Annotated in this window: 11 protein-coding genes; 7 read left to right on the top strand and 4 right to left on the bottom strand. The window is 50.0% G+C overall.

What is annotated here, in order from left to right; all coding sequences use genetic code 11:
* Positions 1-39 precede the first annotated feature (39 nt).
* The 7 genes from guaB to MKQ68_RS00150 all read left to right on the top strand — a co-directional run bounded on the left by guaB (position 40) and on the right by MKQ68_RS00150 (position 9,834).
* A complete protein-coding gene (gene guaB, locus MKQ68_RS00180) occupies positions 40-1,515 on the top strand; it encodes an IMP dehydrogenase (RefSeq protein WP_264281580.1) in 1,476 nt (491 codons plus the stop codon).
* 102 nt (positions 1,516-1,617) lie between these two features.
* Positions 1,618-3,249, top strand: a complete 1,632-nt coding sequence (gene lnt / locus MKQ68_RS00175; protein ID WP_244840974.1) for an apolipoprotein N-acyltransferase — start codon at positions 1,618-1,620, stop codon at positions 3,247-3,249.
* Positions 3,218-4,015: an alpha/beta fold hydrolase gene (locus tag MKQ68_RS00170; RefSeq protein ID WP_264281579.1), complete on the top strand. Its 798-nt coding sequence runs from the start codon at positions 3,218-3,220 to the stop codon at positions 4,013-4,015. Before lnt ends, MKQ68_RS00170 begins: the two co-directional genes overlap by 32 nt.
* A gap of 81 nt (positions 4,016-4,096) precedes the next feature.
* Positions 4,097-6,658, top strand: coding sequence for a PKD domain-containing protein (locus MKQ68_RS00165; RefSeq protein ID WP_244840977.1), 2,562 nt, complete (start codon positions 4,097-4,099; stop codon positions 6,656-6,658).
* A 78-nt stretch (positions 6,659-6,736) separates the two neighbouring features.
* Positions 6,737-8,662: a PKD domain-containing protein gene (locus MKQ68_RS00160; RefSeq protein ID WP_264281578.1), complete on the top strand. Its 1,926-nt coding sequence runs from the start codon at positions 6,737-6,739 to the stop codon at positions 8,660-8,662.
* Positions 8,663-8,680: 18 nt separating this feature from the next.
* Positions 8,681-9,445 (top strand): SDR family NAD(P)-dependent oxidoreductase, encoded by a 765-nt coding sequence (locus MKQ68_RS00155; RefSeq protein ID WP_264281577.1) that lies wholly within the window; start codon positions 8,681-8,683, stop codon positions 9,443-9,445.
* A 227-nt stretch (positions 9,446-9,672) separates the two neighbouring features.
* Positions 9,673-9,834, top strand: a complete 162-nt coding sequence (locus tag MKQ68_RS00150; RefSeq protein WP_244840981.1) for a hypothetical protein — start codon at positions 9,673-9,675, stop codon at positions 9,832-9,834.
* A gap of 44 nt (positions 9,835-9,878) precedes the next feature.
* Here MKQ68_RS00150 and MKQ68_RS00145 read toward each other — a convergent pair whose 3' ends face one another.
* From MKQ68_RS00145 to sov, 4 genes are all read right to left on the bottom strand, one after another.
* Complete coding sequence (locus MKQ68_RS00145; RefSeq protein ID WP_264281576.1) at positions 9,879-11,072, bottom strand: exo-alpha-sialidase; 1,194 nt, start codon at positions 11,070-11,072, stop codon at positions 9,879-9,881.
* A 1-nt stretch (position 11,073) separates the two neighbouring features.
* A complete protein-coding gene (locus tag MKQ68_RS00140) occupies positions 11,074-13,353 on the bottom strand; it encodes a TonB-dependent receptor (RefSeq protein WP_264281575.1) in 2,280 nt (759 codons plus the stop codon).
* A gap of 153 nt (positions 13,354-13,506) precedes the next feature.
* Entirely contained in the window at positions 13,507-13,869 is a 363-nt protein-coding gene (locus MKQ68_RS00135) for a hypothetical protein (RefSeq protein ID WP_264281574.1), read from the bottom strand.
* A 133-nt stretch (positions 13,870-14,002) separates the two neighbouring features.
* Positions 14,003-21,112: a T9SS outer membrane translocon Sov/SprA gene (gene sov, locus MKQ68_RS00130; protein ID WP_264281573.1), complete on the bottom strand. Its 7,110-nt coding sequence runs from the start codon at positions 21,110-21,112 to the stop codon at positions 14,003-14,005.
* Between the last annotated feature and the right edge of the window lie 95 nt (positions 21,113-21,207).

Below are 21,207 nucleotides of genomic sequence, written 5' to 3'. Positions count from 1 at the left end.
TGCGTGCAATTATTTTTCATTCGACTCAATAATTGCAACATGCCTGCGGGAAAATCAAAACCGAAATTTGTAGCTGACGGTCTCACCTTTGACGATGTGCTCCTTGTGCCAGCTTACTCTGAAGTGTTACCAAGGGAGGTAAACATCTCTACTCAACTTACCAAAAATATAAGACTGAATATCCCGATGGTGTCTGCCGCCATGGATACTGTTACCGAAGCCAATCTGGCCATTGCATTGGCGCGTGAAGGCGGTATCGGCATCCTGCACAAGAACATGTCTATCGAGAAACAGGCAGAACAGGTAAGAAAGGTAAAGCGTAGCGAAAGCGGTATGATCCTCGACCCGGTTGTGCTTACTCCCGACCAGACCATTGGACAGGCTTTACGCCTGATGAAGGAAAACAAAATTGGTGGTATTCCTATTGTTGATAAAGACAGCAAGCTGGCAGGCATTCTCACCAACCGTGACCTGCGCTTCGAAAAGAACACCAAACGCCTGATCAAGGACGTGATGACGAAAGAAAACCTCATCACTGCTCCCGAAGGCACCGATCTGAAGAAAGCAGAAAAAATTCTCGAACAATATAAGATTGAAAAGTTGCCGGTTGTGAACAAAAGCGGCAAACTGGTAGGTCTTATCACTTATAAAGATATTCTCCAACTCACTTCTTACCCGAACGCGGTGAAAGACGAGTACGGGCGCTTACTGGTAGGTGCTGCACTCGGTATTACTGCCGACATTCTCGATCGTGCGAAGGCATTGATGACCGTGGGTGTAGACGTGGTATCGCTGGACAGTGCGCATGGTCACTCTATGCACGTACTCGAATCCGTTAAGAAGCTGAAAAAAGCATTCCCGAAACTGCAGGTGATTGGTGGTAACGTAGCTACAGCTGCCGGTGCACTGGCTTTACAACAGGCAGGTGCAGATGCGGTGAAAGTAGGTGTAGGCCCCGGTTCTATCTGTACGACCCGCGTAGTAACGGGAGCTGGCTTCCCTCAGCTGTCTGCCATTATGGAAGCGGCGACTGCACTGCGTAAAACAGGCGTTCCTGTTATTGCAGATGGCGGTATCCGTTACACCGGCGATATGGTGAAAGCCCTGGTAGCCGGCGCAAGCTGCATCATGGCAGGTTCCATCTTTGCAGGTGTGGAAGAAAGCCCTGGAGAAACCATCATTTACGAAGGCCGTAAGTTTAAATCTTACCGTGGCATGGGCTCTATCGAAGCAATGAGCGAAGGCAGTAAAGACCGTTACTTCCAGGATGTGGAAGCAGATATCAAGAAACTGGTTCCGGAAGGCATTGTAGGTCGCGTACCTTACAAAGGCAACCTGAACGAAGTAGTACAACAGTTTGTAGGTGGCTTACGTGCTGGTATGGGTTATACCGGTTCTAAAGACATTAAAACACTGCAGGACGCACAGTTTGTGAAGATCACAGCCGCAACGGTGAAAGAAAACCACCCGCACGATGTGGTAATTACCAAAGAAGCGCCTAACTACAGCCGCTAATATTAAAATGTTAAAATATAGAAAGGGAAGGCACCGCCTTCCTTTTTTTATTTGTGGTTAACATCAAAGGCCTATTTTTGGTGCCGGTACTCAACATTACATATGCGTAAATATACTCCATTAGGTCTGGCCCTGCTGAGCAGCATTTTATTATGGGCAGCCTGGCCCACATCGCCGCTTACCTTCCTGATATTCATTGCATTTGTTCCTATGCTGGCCCTGGCAGACAAGGCAAAATCGCCCCTTTCCTACTTTGGCGCGGCTTACTTAACGCTGGTGTTATGGAATGTATTTACTACCTGGTGGGTAGGTAATACGCCCATTCCCGTAAGTGGCGCGCTGGCCAACATTGCCAATGCTTTACTGATGGTGTTTCCCTGGATGGGCTACCGGTCTGTAAGAGAAAAGCTCGGCAAAAAGGCTGGCTACTTTGCGCTGGTCGTGTTCTGGCTAACGTTCGAGCATGTTCATCTTCGTTGGGAGCTAAGCTGGCCCTGGCTTACACTGGGCAACGTATTTGCGCAGCAAACCTGGGCGGTGCAGTGGTATGAGTATACCGGCGTAAACGGTGGATCACTGTGGGTGTTGCTGACCAACATCAGCATATATGAATTATGGTTGAAGTATCGTGGCAGAAAAGAGTTACCGGCCAGTTACATTCTTCTCAGGGAAGCCTGGAAACCGTTGTTGCTCATTGTATTACCGGCAGCCATCTCTTACGCAATGGTCGCAAAAGCGAGAACGCCGACAGGCAAGGAACGCTCAGTGGTGATCGTACAACCTAACATCGATCCGTACAACGAAAAGTTCGAGACCAATGGCGAAGATCCTACGCAACGTTTCCTGCGGTTAAGTGCACAGCAAACGAATGATAAAACAGATTATATCGTATGGCCTGAAACTGCGTTGTTTACAGGCGGCGCCTGGGAACATGAGCTGAACGACCGGCCGGAAATACAGGCCATTCGCGTGTTCCTGCAAAAATACCCAAATGCGAAAGTAATCACGGGAGCGGTTACACTAAAACGGTATAACAGTCCGGAGGAAGCTTCCTACACCGCGCGTAAGAGTAAAACAGGCGAGTTATGGGATGCGTTTAACTCGGCGCTGCTGATCGACACTTCCTTTAACATACAGGTGTATCATAAATACAAGATGGTGCCCGGCGTGGAAATCATTCCGTACTCCCGTTACCTGAAGTTTATGGAGAACTGGGCGATGGACATGGGCGGCATCAGTGGCAGTTATGGCCGTACACCTGGTGTAGAAGTGTTTGAAGACCATCAGACTAAGGAAGAGATCGTACCCATCATCTGTTACGAATCTATTTACGGCGAGTTTGTGGCAAGAAAGGTACAACTCGGGGCTAACATGATCATTATCACTACAAACGATGGCTGGTGGGGAGAAACGCAAGGATATAAACAACACCTCGAATACGGCCGCCTGCGTGCGATTGAAACCCGCCGCTGGATTGCCCGTTGCGCTAATACGGGTGTAAGTTGTTTTATTGACGATTATGGCAACATTATTGCGCCAACGGCGTACTGGAAAGAAGCAGTTATCGGCGGAAATGTAACACCGGCCGATAATCTTACGTTCTACGTAAAATATGGCGACTACATTTCAAAAGCTGCCGTTATCTTTAGTATATTGTTGTTAATATACACCAGCATCATATTACGTTTTATTCGCAGGCAAAATGTGGAAAGAATTAAACAGCGGAAATCATAAGGGAGCCTATCGCGACGAGGGGCAGGGAAAAGTAGTGTTATTGTTACACGGCTTTGGTGAAGATGGCAGCGTGTGGGAAAACCAGCAGGCTTATCTGTCTAACTATTTCCGCGTGATCGTGCCGGATCTTCCCGGGTCGGGCAAATCGCCACTTGCCGATGTGAGTATGGAAGCGATGGCCGACTTTGTTCACGCCATCCTGTTGCAGGAAAAACTCGTGCAGGTTACAATGATCGGTCATTCAATGGGTGGTTATGTTACCCTGGCTTTTGCCGACAAACACCCCGAAATGCTGCAGGGCTTTGGTTTGTTTCACTCCACTGCGCTGCCGGACAATGAAGAGAAAAAAGAAGGAAGGCGTAAGTCCATCCGCATGATCGAACAATACGGAGCGGACGCATTTGTACGCCAGACGTTACCCAACATGTTCGCAGCGGCCTTTCGTGAGGCACAACCACAGCGGGTAGAGGAATACATTCGCCGTGGCCTGGCTGCCGACGCCGCCTCCCTCATTGCTTATTACGATGCCATGATACAGCGCCCGGACCGGACCGCTGTACTAAAAGATACCAAAACGCCTGTATTATTTATCATTGGAAAAGACGATACCGCCGTGCCACCAGACAGTGTGTTGCCGCAAGTAACGATTCCGCCGGTAAGCAGTGTACATATATTTGAAAATGTGGCACATATGGGTTTATGGGAAGTTTACGAAGCGTCAAACATAATATTACAGCAGTTTGTAACGTTCTGCCAACGTTCGTAGCCATTTTTGTAACTGTAGGACAGATAACCGTTTAAGAATTCACATAGGTTGAGATCAGTAATACTCACAATACTGCTCGGCATGATAGCCATTGCCGTTAAGGCCGATCACATTATCGGCGGGGAGATGTATTATGATTTCATCAGGAAAGTGGGCGCCAATAACGAATACCGCCTTACCGTCAAACTATTCGTTCGCTGCGACGCCACCGACCAGCAGTTCGACGCAGCCGTGGATATATCTATCTTCGATGCCGGCACTAAACAACTGGTAGCTAATCCTAAAGGCGTAGCCCGAACGGCCGTGGAAAATTACAATACCTCCGACGTAGATCCATGTATCGTGAACCCGCCTAACATTTGCTACGCGATCGGGTATTATACCACGACCGTATCGCTGCCCGCAAATACCGCCGGTTATACCGCCGCTTATCAACGCTGTTGCCGCCGTACCAATCTTACCAACATTAATGCGGCCAACAACAACGTGGGTGCTACCTACTCTGTTTTTATTCCTGGCAACACTTACAACTTCGATACGAACAACAGCGCGAAATTCAATAAAGAGAAGGTGGTGATCGTTTGTGCGAACATGCCTTTTATTTACGATTATGCGGCTTTTGATGCGGATGGCGATTCGCTGGTGTATTCATTTACCGCTGCATATGACGGTGCTTCCCGCTTAGATCCCAAACCGATAACTTCCGCTACACCACCTTTCCATTCCGTACAGTATATGGGAGGTTTTACGGCCGAGCAGCCGCTGGGCGCAGGCGTTGCCATCAACCCCGAAACCGGTGTCATTTCCGGTACCGCACCAGGTGCCGGGCTGTACATCGTTACAGTGACCGCTAAAGAGTACCGCAATGGCGTTTATGTGGGCGAGCATAATAAGGAATTTCAATTCAGCATTACCGGTTGCGTTAAACAGGTAGTAGCCGCTATGCCCGACCGGTATGACGACTGCGACGGGTTAACGATCAACTTCGTCAATAACAGCACCCCGAATAAACCTTATTATTGGGACTTTGGTGACGGGCAGTCCTTATCGACCAACAGCCAGGACCCGATTCCGCATACTTACGCAACACCCGGTGTTTATAAAGTTAAACTCGTAGTAGATCGTGGCAGCAACTGTAACGATAGTGCTGTTACTACGGTGTATGCTTTTCCGAGATTGCGGCTGGCTTTTAGCGTAAATGGTTTGTGTACAAGTAAAGAATCGCAGTTCCTGAATACGACGACTAACGACATTGGCAGCATCAACTATTACAAATGGGATTTTGGTATTACCAGTGCTGCTAACGATACGTCGCGGCTGCAAAACCCGAGGTTCCATTACACCACGCCCGGCACTTATACGACCACCCTTATTGTAAAAACAGACCAGGGATGTGAGCAACGTTTGACACAAACTTATACGATTTACGATAAGCCGCCTATCCCCGTGCTGACGAATGATACGCTGCTCTGCGCCAAAGATTCGCTGCAACTGTACGCAGCCTCTATCATGCCAGGCACGTACTCATGGGCACCAGCGACCTACAACATCCTGAACCCGCAAACGCAGTCTCCGACGGTATTCCCGAAGAGAGACACCACTTATAAGCTCACCTTTACGGATAATACCGGTTGCGTGAACGAAGTAGATGTGAAGATCGATGTGCGTGATACATTACGCATTAAAGCCTTGCCAGACAGTGTTGTATGCACCGGCGACCCGATCACCTTACGCACGATCAGTGACGGTGATTACGATTACCGCTGGACGGACCTTAACACGAACGCGAATGTTGGCAATACGGCGAATACAGTGGTAACGCCGACACAAACGACCGCCTATCATCTGCACGCTTCGCTGGGCACCTGTTTTAACGACGATACTTTACAATTGCGCACGGTAGATCCGCCACTGGCATATGCAGGCGCCGACACAACAATTTGTTATGGCGATAAGATAACGCTTACCGCCAGCGGAGGCTCCTCCTACCAATGGGTACCAACCCGTTGGCTGAATACGCCTGCAAGGGCCCAAACCGTCGCCGGCCCGCTCGATACGATGGACTATTACGTGGTAGTGACCGACACGCTGGGTTGTCCCAAACCAATATACGATACCGTGCGAATTAACGTAGTGCCGCCCGTTCCTGCATTTGCCGGCAACGACACGATTATTACCCGCGGCCAACTGTTCCAGCTCAATGCCACTGGTGGCACCCGGTTCCAATGGTCGCCTACAGATGGTCTTAACAACCCCGACATCAATAATCCTATCACCAATATTAACCGCGACTTTACCTACCGCGTAAACGTATACACGCCGGAAGGCTGTATGGGCACCGATGATATTTACGTTCGGTTTATTGAAGGCCCTGAAATTTATGTACCGACAGGCTTTACCCCTAACGGCGATGGCTTAAACGACGTTTTCCGTCCGCTTCCTGTGGGCATGACCCTTGAAACCTTCCGCATTTTCAACAGATGGGGGCAGCAAATCTTCCAGACCAACGTTTATATGAAGGGTTGGGACGGTAACAGGGGCGGCTCTCCGGCAGAAGTCGGCACATACGTTTGGGTGGTAACCGGTAAGGATCAAACAGGTAAATATGTAGAAAGAAAAGGTACTGTAACCCTCCTCCGCTAAGCAAAAGTTTATTTCGGGAACTGCCCTATTTTCTGTAAATTCAGAGAGCACGTTATTCACCGTTTTATACCCCTCCACATGAGCAAATTCCTTCAATTGGTGCTTTGCTGCATGATCATTCATTCTATTGCAGCAGCATACCATATTATTGGTGGGGAGATCTATTACCAAACAGTCGGCATATCAGACCGTGTTGCAGGATATAAGTATAAGATCACCCTTAAACTTTATAGAGACGGCGACTTTGTATGCGGCACCCGCCAAGGGTGCCTGGATATATTCGAGAACCCCGTCCCGATCAACATTTTTAACGCCGCAGGCACACGCGTAGGCCCGCAAATACTCTTCTACATTCAGGAAACCCGCCCCTTAAGAGATACCCTCAAAAATCCTTGCCTTGCCCCTCAGTCCATTTACCTGGAAGTGGCTTTTTACAGCGATACCGTTCACCTGCCGGCCATACCCGGTGGCTATTACATTGCCTATCAACGCTGCTGCCGGGGCGAGAGCCTTACGAACATCCATGACTCCGAACGTGAAGGATCAACTTTTTATACCGTGATTCCTGGCACCGAAGGCCGACCCAATAATAACTGCGCTTTTTTCGATAAAGATGAAGCGGTGGTGATTTGCGCAGGACTGCCCTTGCGATACGATTACTCCGCTTATGACGGCGATGGCGACAGCCTTGTGTATGGCCTGTGTAACGCGCTTGCCGGAGGCGCAGTGCGGAACAATGAAACGATTACCGCTCCGCCCTATAGCACGACGGTATCCTACGTATCTCCCTACTCCGGCCTGGAACCGATGGGAGGTTCGCCGAAACTAAGCATCTCCTCCACGGGATTAATAACGGGCACGCCCGACAGAGCGGGCAAGTTTGTGGTCACTGTTTGTGTTACGGAATTTGATCGCCGTACCAAAGCCTATATTGGTACGCATAGTAAAGACATATTGATCACCGTATACAATTGCAACACGACCATACGTGCACTTGTGCCATCCGTATTGAATAACTGCATAGATGAACCTGAGTTGGCCATTGCCATCCCGAATAACAGCAATGCCGGTTTCACCTCCACCTACCACTGGTATTTTGGAGATGGCACCGACACCATCACTTACAACCGGGATATTTTTTATCATGCTTACGCAGATACCGGCAGCTACAAGATCAGACTCGTGGTGAACCGCGGGCTGCCCTGTACCGACAGCACCACCGGGGTGGTGAACAACTTCCCGGGCTTTAAAGCTGGTTTTACGGCAGATGCTTTATGCCGCGAAGACCCGGTTTACTTCCAGGACACCTCCAGTTATCAATACGGCACCATTGTTAGCCGTAAATGGGATTTTGGGGTGGATAAAATAGAAACAGATGTATCAAATGAGGTGTCTCCCAGCTATCATTACAGTAAGGGTGGTGTATATACAGTTAATCTTCATTTACAGTCGGACCGCGGCTGCGATCGGGTGGTGACGCAAAACATTCCGCTCTACGAAGTGAATCCGTTTGCCGGCAACGACACCATCATTGCGAAAGGGCAGTTGTTTACGTTACAAGGCAGCGGAGGCGATAAGTTTACCTGGTGGCCCTCCGATGGCCTCAGTTCGCCGAATGTGCGCGATCCGCAGGTGTCGGGGAATGAGGATATTACCTATGTGCTGCGGGTAGATAATGTGCAGGGCTGCTTTGGCTACGACACCATCAACGTAAAGTACTACGCTGGTCCGGAACTATATATTCCCAATGCCTTTAGCCCTAACGGGGATGGGCAGAACGACCGGTTCCGGTTTATACCGGTGGGTTTTCAGCAATACAACTTCTTCCGCATCTTTAATCGCTGGGGCGAGCTGGTGTACAACTCCATTGATTTTCGGATGGGATGGGATGGCAACATTAATGGGCGGCCGTCTAAGCCTGACACCTACCTGTGGATTCTCGAAGGCATTGACCTGTACGGTAATAAGATTTTACGAAAAGGTACGGTAACTTTGCTGCGGTAACCAATACTCCAGCACATTATGAAAGGAACCATACTCATTACCGGCGCTACATCCGGCTTTGGCGAAGCTTGCGCAATGCGTTTCGCCCGTGAAGGCTATCACCTGATCATTACCGGCCGCAGGCAGGAGCGCCTGGACGCGTTAAAGGAACAGCTGGAAAAAGAGTCCGGCATACAGGTTTTGCCCCTCTGCTTCGATGTGCGCGACAAAGCCGCCACGCAGGCAGCCATTACTTCCCTCACCGGCGCCTGGCGCGAAATTGACGTGCTGGTAAATAATGCCGGCCTGGCCCTCAGCCTCACTCCCATCGACGAAGGCGACACCGACGATTGGGACACCATGCTCGACACCAACGTAAAAGGCCTGTTATACGTGTCTAAAGCCCTAATTCCACTACTGAAAGCCCGGGGCAAAGGCCACATCATCAACATTGGTTCTACTGCCGCCAAACATGTGTACGCGAAAGGTAATGTCTACTGTGCGAGCAAATCGGCGGTCGACGCGCTGTCTCAAGGCATGCGTATCGACCTGTTGCCCTATGGCATAAAGGTAACCGCCATACATCCCGGCGCTGCGGAAACAGAGTTTTCACTCGTTCGTTTTAAGGGAGACCAGGGTAAGGCAGATGACGTTTACAAAGGGTTTACGCCACTTTCCGGCGACGATGTGGCGGATATCGTGTTCTATTGCAGCACGTTACCGAAACACGTTTGCATTAACGACCTGGTGGTTACGCCCACCGCACAGGCCAATGCGTACTACGTACATAAGACTAACATATAAATAACACGCAAATGTTATTTATATGTTATTAGAATAAATTATATTTGAAGTCGCTAACAGTATGTAGCAGTTCTGAAGCGACTTCTATTTGGAATTACCGGCCTTTAATAATCCTATGAGAAAAATGTGGCCGGACTTCGACGAGCAAAAGTTCTTTACAGTCTGTATCAGTGTGGATCAAATGTAAAAACGATTAACGTGCCTATTAATCCTATAACCATATCCCTATGTTCACATTTGTTACTATTTACATTATCCGGCTCTATTATCCTAAATGGATGGAGCAGTTCCGTTTGTATGCCGACAAATCACGCAGAGGCAATTACGGACGCTGGGCGATGAGCCAAAGCTGGCAAGGTGAAAAACCATTCACTTTTAGCTACAGCTGAGAAACATATTAAGGGCAGGCCAATGCGGCTTGCCCTTTTTTGTTTTAATCCTTTATCAATTGCCAGTATACCCGCTCCGCCTCTCCTTCGCGCTTTTTATATGCTACCAGTAGTTGGTGGTCATTGACCGGTCGAAGTACCGGGAAGCTGGCAAAAGCAGAATCGGGCGTTATAAAACGGGTGCTGCGTTTCGCTCCGTTCGCGTCTTTCCACTGCAACCCGATACGGTTGTTATATTTATCGCCCGCTTTTACCGATTCGTCCCACACCAGCGCTATCGATGCATCGCCCACGGCCGCCATTTGCGGATGTTTAGCGGTAGGCAGCGCGCTGATGCTTTCCTTTTTCGTACAGGTAACGCCGTTATCCTGCGACTGGCAGTAAAACACGCCTTCGCCGCTGCCCATGGTAAACCAGGCGAAATGTAAACCGTATACATTTTTCACCATCGTAGGCCCGGTGTGCGGGCAACCGTTAATCACCCAATTGTCGGCGCTGATGCGTGCAGGGGCGGTAAACGTAACGCCGCCGTCGGTTGACTGTACATGCACCATATCCCGCACGGTATCATTTAAAATGGCCCGGAACGCCACGTGTATGCCGCCACGGTCATCAATGTACAAGTCAGTACGGCAACACTGGCACACTTTATCTGTAATAGATAACTCATTCTCAAAACGGTTGCCGGATAGCACCGCATAGTACAACGACGAGCCTTCTGCCTTCGTGTTTTTCCGATTATCCAGCCACACGGCAGCAGCGCGGCCATCGGGTAATAGGGCCATATCGAAGTAGCGTTGGTCATAGCTGGCCGTGTCGTTAACGAGCGGTATCGCCTGGCTCCAGTTGCGGCCACCATCCTGCGACACGGTGTAAAACACTTTACCTGCATACTTATTCCGACTGTCGTTTGCGGCGGTGCCGTACATGGCAATCACCTGGCCGTTCGGGCGAAACAACAGCTTGGGCAGGTTTTCTGCATGTGCCTGTATACCGTGTGCCGACGATATGGGAATGGGGGAGCCGAATTGATCCGCGTCTTTACCAGCCACTGCGTAGTAAAGTTGGCCATCGCCTGGTTTACTTTCCTCCACCCAACTGAGCACCGTGTTCCCTTTTGCATCGGCGGTGAGGTAGGGACAGGAGGCTTTCTCGCCGATTGACACGCGTTGTTCTGCTGGCTGTTGCGGGTTACAGGCGAGCAGTAACACCGGCAAAGCATATATCCATCTGATCATATTATTTCCCTTCATTTTTACCAGTGAATGTATAGCCGATGCCTACGTTAAACGTACGTTTAGGGCCCGGACGATAACTTTTGCCGGAAGCAGATTTATCTACCGTTACCGCATACACTTCATCCGTTACGTTGCGGCAGTTAACCCAGCACTCGAATCCACCAATAGTATAACCTGCTCTTGCATTGAAGAGATGATAGCCGTTATAGTACTCACTGTTTGCCACATCCATATAATAACGGCTGATGTATTGCCATTCCGCACCAATGCGTAAGCCTTTCACGAAAGCTGGACGATAAGTAAGCTCACTATTAGAAATTACGCGCGGTGCGCCATTCATATTATTACCATCGTACACCAGGCCTTTTTCCTGGAAGTGAACAAACTTATGTTCTGCATAAGTGCCGCCAATGCGCAGCATCAGGGTTTTGGTAAGATTGTAACGCAAGTTCAGTTCAACGCCTGTGTGCGTGGTTTTACCGGCGTTCTGGTTTTCGGATGAGCCGTCATCCAGCCTTACACTGATAATTTCATTGGTGCCGTTCATGCGATAAATGCTTACATCCAGGTAACCCTTATTGCGGGCGAAGCTGAACCAGCCGCCGGCTTCGTAGTTGTGATAAGTAGCCGGTTTCAGTACGGGCACTTTCACGCCACGATACAATTCCGAAATATTAGGCGGCGCAAAACCTACGCTGTAGTTCGCATATACCCCGCGGTCGTTTCCAAAGTTGTAGGTAGCGCCTACTTTCGGCGTCCATGCATGAAAAAAGTTTTGTTCATCGGGCGCGCCGGTAAAGGCGGACGGAGGCAGATGATTATCGAAATCATAATCCATCCGGTCGTAACGCAATGCCGCTACTACTTTTAAACCTGCGAACAATTCCGCGTCGGCCTGTACATACGCTGCGGTGTTCAGCAAATCAACATTATAGTTCGTGAGGGTAGAATCTGTTGCCGTAAAGCCGGTAAAGAAACCAGCTGCATTTTTATCAACATCGATAAATTTAGCGTGATAAGTAGCCGGGCTTAAATCGGCGCTCAGCCCAGCGATGAGCGATGCCTTCTTCCAGGCGAACTGTTTACGATGTTGCAGCACCATACCATAACTTTTAAATTCGTCGCTGTTGATTTCGCCGCGCGCTTTTAATGGGTTACTAGTAGACCTGATCGCGTAAAAAGGATTTTGCCCGATTTCGCTGTTGCGGAAAAACGCGTTGAAGCTGGTGAAGTTGCTGCCGTTCCACGTGTGCTCCAACGTACTCTTCCAGCGAAAAGCTTTCACCAGGCGGTAAGAAAAAGTATGCAGACTTCGGAAGTCATTATTAAAGAAGTGCGTGCTGTCAAGACCGCCCGTCTGGTCAGTTTTATAATCTACCATCGTAATCCCGTTCGTCCACTTTGTACGATCGCTGATCTGGTAATCGGTTTTCAACGTGAGCGACAGTTTCCTGAAATCGCTGTGATCGATGTAGCCATTCGTTTGCTTCGCGTAGTAACCGCCAATCAATATACCGAACTTACCCATCGTGCCGGAAGCTGTAACATCCGCGCGACGGTATCCCCAGTTACTGGTTTCCACCTGCGCTTTGGCCATGGGCACTTGTGAAGGCGATGCCGTAATGAAGTTGACCGCGCCACCTACCGCCTCACTTCCGTACAGCGAGGAAGCCGGACCGCGTATCACCTCAATAGTCTTTAACGCGGCCATATTGATCTCGATCAGCGCATTGTGGTTGAAGTCGCCTACCGTACGGATGGGAATGCCATCTTCTAAATAGAGAAACAAACTTTTATAACCGATAGGTTGACGAATAGCCATGGTGTGCTGCTCGTTACCCAGATCGACCATGTACACACCACTCACTTTATTCAGCACTTGTTCAAGCGAGGTGGCCTTCGCTTCGTTCAACATCTGTTTAGAGATGGTGGTAATTGCCACCGGCGCCTCCGTACGCATCTGTCCGGCGCGGTTGGACGATATAATAATTTCATTGAGTTTAGTGGAAGAAGGCTCCAGCAGTATATCGCGAGAGGCTTTGCCGGCAGGCACTTTAAGCGTATTGTAACCTACGTAGGTCACCTTCAGGGAATCTGCAACATCAATGGCAAAACGCCCCTGCGCATTGGTTAAACAACCGGTGGCGCCGGCTTGTACACTTACGCCGGGTAATGCTTCGCGGGTTTGCGCGTCCAGTACACGCCCCTGTATAGTTTGTTGCGCGTGCGCGGCAACCGATATCAATAAGAACAAAAGAAGCGTTGAGTAACACTTTTTCATGGGTACATAATTTTACACGCATGCCTTATGGGCATACCATTACAAACCACCTGCCGTTTCGCAGCAGATGAGATTAACGAAAAGAAACCATACGGAAATAACGAATGCACAGGCAGCTGCCTGTTCATGAGCAGTATGGGGTTGGATGTAAAATTATATACAGGGTGGGTGAAAAATGGGGTAAAACGGAGGAACAGGGATTTCCTGCGTATAAACCGTTATAAGGGGAGTTGAGGCGCAATAGGCTTTATAATTGATGCCGGCAGCCACGTCCTCAAAAAACACTTCGTATTTGCTTTTAGCGCTGTTCCCGTCCCGCTCCTGCTGCTCTTCCTTCGTCAGTTGCTTCTTCAACTGGCATTTACCATGACACTGCAATTCGGGACGACTCTTGTTTTCGCACAACGCGCGTTCGATAATAGCCTGGTTCACCTTGAAGCCCACCATGATCAACTCCTTGCTGAATGTTTGCATCAGCAGGCCGATAATGAGTGGTATGGTGAACAGGTACTTCATGCGTTACGCAAAACTATGCGAAGCTACTACATCTTAAAATGACTTTTGTCAGTCCGGCAAAATCATTGTATAAAAAACAGACGGGCGGCCCATTTGGTTGGACCGCCCGTTGATATTGTCAATTCATTCGTTGCTATTGTGCCAGCATGAAGCGGAAAGTGACGCCGCCGCGTGTGGTAGTAGTCGGGTACGAGGTGGATATTACCGGTATCGACTGCCTTCGGTCGTAGAAGAATTTCAGGTTGATCCTGTTGTTCACTACATAATCGATCGTCGGCGATATACCGATCACCTTCTGTCCGCTCGTTGGTACTACAAGGTCGGCATCCAGTCGGTTATTGGTTTGCCGGTCGTCGCGGAAGCTAAGATCTAACCGGAAGTTAAGATCGTTCTCCAAACGGCGGCTACCATTTTTACCAATCTTAAACGGCATCGGGAAGCCTCTTACACGGTACCCGCCGCCGAGGGTGATCTCGTTGGAGCGCATTTCTGTAAGCTGGTAGTCGATCAGGCTGAGGGTGAGGGTACGGGTCTTCTTCCAGCCCATCTTCAGGTTCAGCGAGTTAATGAATACCATATCTACTTCCAGCAACGGTGCAAAGTCTTCGGTGATGGTCATGTTCGGCACCAGGAAATACGGAATGTAACTGCCGGAAACGGTGTCGATGAACGACGGATAACCTGCTATCAGCGGATCGTAGAAGTACGGTGATGTATTGTACGAACTCATGGACAGGCGGCCGCGGTAATCATGCGTAAGCGTAAAGCTCTGGAAGATATCGCGGAACCATTCCAGTTTAGACAAACCATTGTAAGTGATACGCCAGTTTGGCCTTGGCAGTATTTTCTTAAACGGATTGCTGCGGGTATTGGCGCTGTAGTTTTCGATGAGGGCGATATCTTCAGGCGACTTACCGGTATAAGCAGCCAGGAACGCCGGGATCAACACATCCTGCGAATAACGGCCATAACCATTACGATACTCCGGATCTTTGGGATCATATACCGGACCGCTGCCATTATAAGGATTCTGTCTGCCCAACCTTTCCGACACCACTTTACGGAAGTCCTCAAACTTACGGAAGGTGGTAGATACGCCGGCTTCGTCTGTCTGGATGCGACCGAACATCGTTCTTAACGCAATAAAGCTGATATCGAAACCGCCCGAGCTGTAAGGGTTCAGCGCGCCATAATCGCCGGCGCCGGTGGAGTCCTTATATAAAGCGGTATACGTTTTAGAGAATTCTTTCACCACACTCAGGTCGATACGCAGGTCGTTGGCCGGTTCCAGCACAGCCTGGATGTCCAGACGCTGTGTAAACTGCTGCTGCATCTGGATGTTGAATGTCGTATCCGGCGTAACGAGGCCCTTTTCAGAAAACTCATGCAGCCATGCTTTATCGGGCTGGTAGCCAAACACGAACTTAGTGCCCGGCGACATAGCCGCCCAGTTCATACCCAGCACCTTCGTACTATCGATATAACCCGGCAGGCGCGTGCCACTGTTCTCTGTATAGTTAATACCGATACGCTTCAATGACAGCAGCGGTTTCAGCAGGATACGCAGCCCCAATGGTATTTCGGCCGCATCTTCTTTTTTAGGTTGATTGGCTGCGGTGTTAGCCGGCGTGTTGCCTTTCGGTTGATTTTGGCTCACACGCATCATCGGCGTATTCACTTTACGCAGGTACTTCGATTTGTTATACAGATCGCTGAACTTCAGCTCGATGGTCGCGCTGCGCATTTGCGTGTTCTCGATCGCGTTACCCAGGTATTTCGCCAGGATGGATGCGCCGATCCAACGGTAATCGGTACCGTAAGTGAGCGCTGCGCTCGTCCAGTCCAGCGCAGGCACTTTGTTCAGCGGTACGTTATAGGTAGCGGTGGCACTGTGATAATAGTTAGTCGTACGACCGAGTTTGAAGAAGTTACTACGGATGGAGTCTTTCTTTTCTTTGGTGTTGATGCGACCAAACGGCTCATCGATACGGGCATTGTTAACCGCGTTGAAGTCTACAGAAATGTTACGGGTCAGGTTCCACTTCAATCCATAATAACGATCGAAAGTGAAGTACTTATCATAAGTTTCCTGCAGTTTGTAACCGTCGCCGCCGATGTTACGCATGCGGGTAGCACCGAACTGGCGGGTAATATCTGCACGGAAGCTGAGCATCGAAGGCACGTAGTTAAAGTTGATGTCTTTGATGAGCGCGAGCCATGGTGTTTTCGCGCGGATCATCTTCTTAAACGGCTCTATGTAATGCTCCTGTCCGGCAAAGTTGTAGCCCAGGCCGCCGCGATGTCTCGTCAGCACATCATTTTCAATCAATGGTGTATGACGATCGGTCTGCGAGAAGGAGTAGCTAATATCGAAGTTCTCAATATCCCACAGGCGCGATTTACTCTTACCCATGTTCAGTTTACGAACGTTCGTAAAGTTGAGGCTCTTGATAGAAGTAAAGTCCTGCGCATCATGCCGGATGGAGTCTTTTTCGGTCCTGTCGCGCGCCAGCCTTAATTTATCTTTCAGTTTGATATCGAGGTCGTACGGATCATACTCCGGCGTACTTACCGCCTGCGAGTAACCGGCGTATACCGGGATCGACAAGCCGATCTTTTTAGGCAAGAGTTTACCAAGGTCCAGGTTAGTGGCCACGTCGAATTGCGTGTAGTTGTCGCGGAAACGATCGTTCACGCGCTGGTCTACCCCACCAAAGCCGGCGGTGTGCATGCTGCCGGACATTGTGAACGTACCCAGGTCGGCCAGCTGCATGTCCAGGCGGCCAACTGCTGCATAACCACCTTTCTCGTCCAGGCCGGTAAGGCGCATCTCGTTAAACCATACCTCTGTACATTTTGCCAGACCGTCGTTCGTCGGGTTAGCCACACCGATCATGAGGTTACGCACCTCGCCCAGGCTCGGGTTACCTACTACTGTAATCGTACGGCCGTTGCCGTCGGTTTCACTGTAAGGCATGAGCGGCGAAGCGCCGGCCAGGTTACGTTTCTGCTTCAGTGCGCTGAGCGAAGAAAGCAACAGGTCCACGTTATTCGCCTCTGGCCAAACGTCCAGCTCGCGGGAGCTGCCCCATGGTGATTTTTTCAGCGGCACCTGGTATTCGTAATAGTTTTCGGTGAAGTCGCTGCCCAAACGTACGATCGCATTTACATCACCGTCCTGCAGGGAGTTAGGATCATTCACTGCTTCGGCGTGAATGAACATTTGCAGGCGGTTGTACTGGCGAAGGTCGGCGGTTTGTGTGCGGTAAAGCGCTCGGCTTTCCCCGTCTTTCAGGTTACACACCTGTAACGACAGGGCCTGTTCGTTCAATAATATATTGGTATTGTTCGTGCTCAGCGTGTTTTGACGCAGAATGCCCGGAGGCACCACATAATTGATCGGGGTACGTTTGGCGTTTTCCTCGATGTTTACGGCCGACACCACGAAGTTGGTACTATTGTCGATCGCGATCGGGTCGCCGGGCTGCAGCTCATACAGGTAACGGCGCCATTGGTTACGCACCAGTTCCAGTTTCGCGAAACGTAATACCACCGAATCCTCGAAGTTAGTCATGAACATACGCATGAAGCGGATGGACTTAAAGTCGGGGATGCTGCCCACCTTGGCACTGTAATCCGTAATAGGCACTTTAAACTGGTACCAGGTTTCATTGATGGTCTGTTTGTTCGGAAGGGTTACCGGCGTCGTAAATTTATCCACCACAAAGTTGCTACCCACCTGCATGTTCGGTGTTAACTCCACACGATACTGGAAGTACTCTTCCGTTTCGTTCATGGTGTTATCCCTGTTCAGATCTTCTGATTCGGGATAGTTGGTAGCTGCCGAAGAAAACTGCGAGCTGGCATCGGAAACCGGGGAGTTACCCTCCGGGTTGTTCACGCGTTTGTAACGTTGCAGGATGCTCAGGTTTGCGGCATCGTAATCGGAACCACGATAATAATGGTAATCGTCGTTGGACGGATCGGCCAGTGCCTGCTGGTAAATAACGGAACCGGTACCAAAGTTGGCGGCCAGCTCGTTCAGGTAGCTCTGGCGGAAGCTGCGCTCGTCCTCTGAACGCAACCCATCATAACCTACGTCCTGGTACTGGCGGATGGCCGGGTCGTTATCGAAAGCCTGTGTGATCTGCTGCTGGTACACTGGTATGCGGCCCCAAACAGATGAATCCAGTTTATTTCTTTCGGTTGGACTTGGCAAACCGTTTTCGAAAAACTTGCGGGAGTCTTTCAGGATATCTTCAGATACGTTACCTAAGTTAAAGTACAGCGCACCACCTGTGCTGGTTGGATTATTAATGAACGGATCCTGCACCCAGAACTCGATGAACTCGATGTTCGCCGTTTCAAAGTCCGTATTATCGATGGCACGCATAATACCACCCCAACGTTGGCGTGGGTTGGTCAATTTACCGGCGGCGGTAATACGGGCGGGTGTACGTTCGTAGTTGTACGGACCGCGATCTTCAGGATAATAGGCCAGGTCAAGCGTGCTTAACTGGCTTTGGCCGAAGTCGGTGGAACGGTTGGGGAATACATCTTTCTGGTAGATGAGGCGCACCCGCGGATCACTCTGATCGTCCGTACTGATGTTGGACGGCAGGTTAGGTGAACCGGGGATTTGTAAAGTAGGCTCAATAATATACCAGGCCAGTTTTGCACGGTTGCGGCCATATTCCAGGGAGTCGTTGTAGTTCGCTTCGGGGAACAATATTGCGCCATTCTGATCGGTTGCGCCGTTTGGCGTAGAAGCCAGTGCCCAGCTGGTAGCCGGGAACTTAAGATCGTAACCGTTACGCGCACCTTCAAAGTCGTCGATGTACGTCTGCCCTTCTTTACTACCTGCTGCGTTAATCAGTTTACTGTGACCGGGGAACAACCGCGCCACCTCGCCGGAGAAATTCACATTACTCATGGCGGTTGTCTGGTAATTCGGCAGTTTGTCCAGCGCACGGGTGAGGCCCTTCCATTCAGAGGCATAGTTCGCGTCCAGACCTACCACGGTATTTTTGATCGGATCATCTCCGTAGTTTACCTTCTGGTAGTAAGGCCGTTCGCTCATCCTCACGATGGTGGAACCGATGGTTAATTTATCATTCACCATATAGTCGAGGCGGGTGCCCATATAGTTGCGCACCTGCTGGCCAAACAGCGAGTTGTTTTCGAAAGATACATTGATCGGCACACCAGATGCGAGTACACCCGCATTAATGATTTTCAGTACGCCAAGCGAAACAATGTAATCCACATTCTCTCTCAGCACCTGTCCACCAGCGGTTACGATCACCGAGCTGGAAGGTATGTTCATACCGCCCAGTTGTATTTCGGAACTGTTGCTTGATTTATAGGAACCACGAAGAATATACCGGTTTAATTGCTGGAACTGTTGCGCGGCTACTTTAATGGAGTCGTACAATTGCTGGTAAACGTATTGCGATTCCAAAGCAGCGTTACCGCCAAGCGCCACCCTTACACCACTCGCGAAAGGTTCCAGCATGGGGAACATGACGCGGCCGTTCTCTGAACGGATCGTGTACCCTTCTACGTAGTCGAACTCACCATCCGGTTGCGGGTCGTTCTGATTATTGAGGCGATCGAGATTAAGTACGGTGATGATGGGAGCGCCTGCGTAAACACCCTGGCCATCCGGCAGGTAACGTTTTTCGCTGGGCGCACGGTTTTCTGAACCGGGGTCTTTGTACCAAACGTTCATTTCGAAGTCAGCCCGGTTTACCTGGTAAGCGCCTGTGCTGTACACGTTTTTCATCATCAGGTCCCAGATCGGTAATGCGGGACGGGCAGATGTGGCTTTCAGCATTTTGAGGAACAGGATACGCTGGTTGGCGCTCTCGTTCTGGTCCGGCGGAATATCCTGCGAGAACTCACCTACCTGGTAAGTACGACCGTTGTAGGCGTACTGGTAGGCTACGGCGAGTACATCGTCGGGGTTCAGCTGAATGTTGAGAGAGATGAAACCAAGTTGCCTGTTATAAGTGTACTCCGTAGAGTCGAGTTTGCGGGCGAATGTTTTTTCGAAGTCCTGTATCGCGGTAAGTCCCATGTTTTGCAGTCGCGTTACCACGAGGCTGGAGTTACGCGTAGTAGCGTCGGCTACCAGCCGGCCATACAGGTCGTTCGTACCACGGTCGGGCAGGCGGTTACTGGTGAGCGGCGTGATGTTCGGGTTATACGGATCATATTCGCCAAGATCCATCAAACCTACGATGTCGCGGGTGTTGGTGGTGGCGCCGGTTTTGTTTGTTACCCAAACCTCCAGGCGGTTAATGTTGGCCTGCGAGCGGATCACCGGCAGGTTAGCCATGGCGTAGTTGAACGTATCGCGGAAGAACTGTGATAACAGGAAGTGTCGGTTGTCCTCATACTCATCCGCACGGATGGCGAAATCGTTCGTTTGTGTACCGCCGCGCAGCGTCATCGTTTGTTTTTGTGACTTTTGGTTGGACAGTACGCTGGTGATCATGAGTTTGCCGAACTGCAGCTGTGTTTTTACACCGAACAGCGATTGAATACCGGAGATGAGCTGGCTGCGAAGCGGAAAGCTTACGTTGCCGGCTTCTATCTTTTTAATGATCTCATCGTCGTAGCCGGTATATTCCAGTTTGATCTGGTTCTCGAAATCGAAGGTGCTTTGCGTGTTATAGTTGGTAAGGATTTTCAGTTTATCGCCGATCTTACCGGTGAAGTTCATGTTGATATCCATATCGAACGCGAAGCCGCCGTTTTTACGCGCACGTTCGACCAACACCGGGTTTTTGATATTTTGTCCTTCGTAACCGAACGTGAGCCCGAGGCTACCCTGGGGCTTAATTTCCACTTTTGTACCACCGAATACACGGTCGAACAGTTTGCCGCCATTGTTGAGACTGGGGCCGGAGGTGCGCTGGTTCAGCGATCCCAGTGTACTGGCACGTTTTTTCCAATAATCTTCCTCGCTCTGCTTCGCCTGCAGTGCGTAGTATTCTTCGAACGAGAGATAAGTGGGTTGCCTGTAATTCTGGTTGCCTATCTTCTCTTTTACGGTGTATTGCTTCGTAACTGGGTCGTACTCTACCGTACGGGTAATGTTGGATGGGTCTTTAAGATCAATCGCATTTTTCACAGGTTCGGTTACACTGGTCCCACGCCTGTCGCGGATAGGATATTTCAGGGTATCCTTGCGCACAGGATCTTTTGCCGTGGTATCTGGATTCCAAGTCAGATTCACTCCCCGTTCTTTCCCATAGGTATTAAAATTCGATCTATTGTCCCTGGCGGCCGTGTCAACGATGATAAAAGATACAACTCCAATTACTGCAAAAG

This window comes from Chitinophaga horti, assembly GCF_022867795.2.
Classification (GTDB): Bacteria; Bacteroidota; Bacteroidia; order Chitinophagales; family Chitinophagaceae; genus Chitinophaga; species Chitinophaga horti.
The sequence above is the reverse complement of the archived record's forward strand: the minus strand, read 5'-3'. Positions and strand labels throughout refer to the sequence as shown.

Excerpts from the sequence above, each read along its gene's own strand:
- MKQ68_RS00170 (WP_264281579.1), top strand. The coding sequence starts at position 3,218 with ATGTGGAAAGAATTAAACAGCGGAAATCATAAGGGAGCCTATCGCGAC.
- MKQ68_RS00140 (WP_264281575.1), bottom strand. The coding sequence starts at position 13,353 with ATGAAAAAGTGTTACTCAACGCTTCTTTTGTTCTTATTGATATCGGTT.
- MKQ68_RS00165 (WP_244840977.1), top strand. The coding sequence starts at position 4,097 with ATGATAGCCATTGCCGTTAAGGCCGATCACATTATCGGCGGGGAGATG.
- MKQ68_RS00160 (WP_264281578.1), top strand. The coding sequence starts at position 6,737 with ATGAGCAAATTCCTTCAATTGGTGCTTTGCTGCATGATCATTCATTCT.
- MKQ68_RS00135 (WP_264281574.1), bottom strand. The coding sequence starts at position 13,869 with ATGAAGTACCTGTTCACCATACCACTCATTATCGGCCTGCTGATGCAA.
- guaB (WP_264281580.1), top strand. The coding sequence starts at position 40 with ATGCCTGCGGGAAAATCAAAACCGAAATTTGTAGCTGACGGTCTCACC.
- MKQ68_RS00145 (WP_264281576.1), bottom strand. The coding sequence starts at position 11,072 with ATGATCAGATGGATATATGCTTTGCCGGTGTTACTGCTCGCCTGTAAC.
- MKQ68_RS00155 (WP_264281577.1), top strand. The coding sequence starts at position 8,681 with ATGAAAGGAACCATACTCATTACCGGCGCTACATCCGGCTTTGGCGAA.
- MKQ68_RS00150 (WP_244840981.1), top strand. The coding sequence starts at position 9,673 with ATGTTCACATTTGTTACTATTTACATTATCCGGCTCTATTATCCTAAA.
- lnt (WP_244840974.1), top strand. The coding sequence starts at position 1,618 with ATGCGTAAATATACTCCATTAGGTCTGGCCCTGCTGAGCAGCATTTTA.